Raw genomic sequence first — 836 nt, forward strand, 5'->3', positions numbered from 1 at the left:
AGGAGGACCTCGCCACCCTGACCCGGATGGCCGAGTCCGTCACCTTCACACCCGGCGAGTGACGCAGGACAGTGGGCGGAGGAGCAACCGATGGACGCCGCGTTCGACCTCGACGAGCTGTACACCGCGTCGTACCGACGCCTGGTGGTCCAGCTCTTCGCCCTCTGCGGCGACATGGCCGACGCCGAGGACGCCGTGCAGGAGGCGTTCGTGGTCGCCCTCCGCAAGCGGCGCCGGGTCGCCGCTGCAACCAACCCGGAGGCGTGGGTCCGGACGGTGGCGGTCAACCGTCTCCGGTCCGGATGGCGGCGCGCCTCGATGGTCCGCCGCCACCAGCCTCGCGTCCCCGGCCCCCAGGCCGCCGTCGAGGTCGGGCCCGAGCACGTCGCGATCGTCACCGCGCTGGCCCAGCTCGACCCGGACCAGCGCGAGGTCGTCGTGCTCCACCACCTCGCCGATCTCGGGACCGCGCAGATCGCGGCGGAGCTGGGCCTCCCCGAGGGCACCGTGAAGTCCCGGCTCGCCCGGGGCCGCGCACGCCTGGCCGACCTGCTCGACGAGAGGGAGGAGCCACGCCATGCCTGACCTCGACCGGCTCCGCGACCTGGCCGACCAGGTCCGTCCCCCGGCCCTCGAGGCGCTGCGCGACACCGCCCGGCGCCGGGACCGTCGAGCCGCGGCAACGCTCGTCGCCGGGTGCGTCACCGTCCTCGTCGTCGTCCTCGGCGGGGTGCTCCTCGACCATGGCGACGAGCGGTCCCGGCCCCAGCCGGTGCGCCCGGGGCCGTCTCCCTCCGGGGACGTGCGGGCGTTGTCGGGGACCGGTGAGGTGAAGG

The 836-nt window shown here is 75.0% G+C and carries 2 protein-coding genes; both read left to right on the forward strand.

The features are described 5' to 3' along the window. Positions 1–90: 90 nt before the first annotated feature. On the forward strand, positions 91–585 hold the full coding sequence (locus EKO23_RS24745; protein WP_134721253.1) for an RNA polymerase sigma factor: 495 nt from the start codon (positions 91–93) through the stop codon (positions 583–585). Then, positions 578–836 (forward strand): hypothetical protein (locus EKO23_RS24750; RefSeq protein ID WP_217702813.1); only part of this gene is annotated, 259 nt, incomplete at its 3' end. The genes EKO23_RS24745 and EKO23_RS24750, both read left to right, overlap by 8 nt.

This window comes from Nocardioides guangzhouensis (assembly GCF_004519545.1).
Taxonomy (GTDB): domain Bacteria; phylum Actinomycetota; class Actinomycetes; order Propionibacteriales; family Nocardioidaceae; genus Nocardioides; species Nocardioides guangzhouensis.

Excerpts from the sequence above, each read along its gene's own strand:
- EKO23_RS24745 (WP_134721253.1), top strand. The coding sequence starts at position 91 with ATGGACGCCGCGTTCGACCTCGACGAGCTGTACACCGCGTCGTACCGA.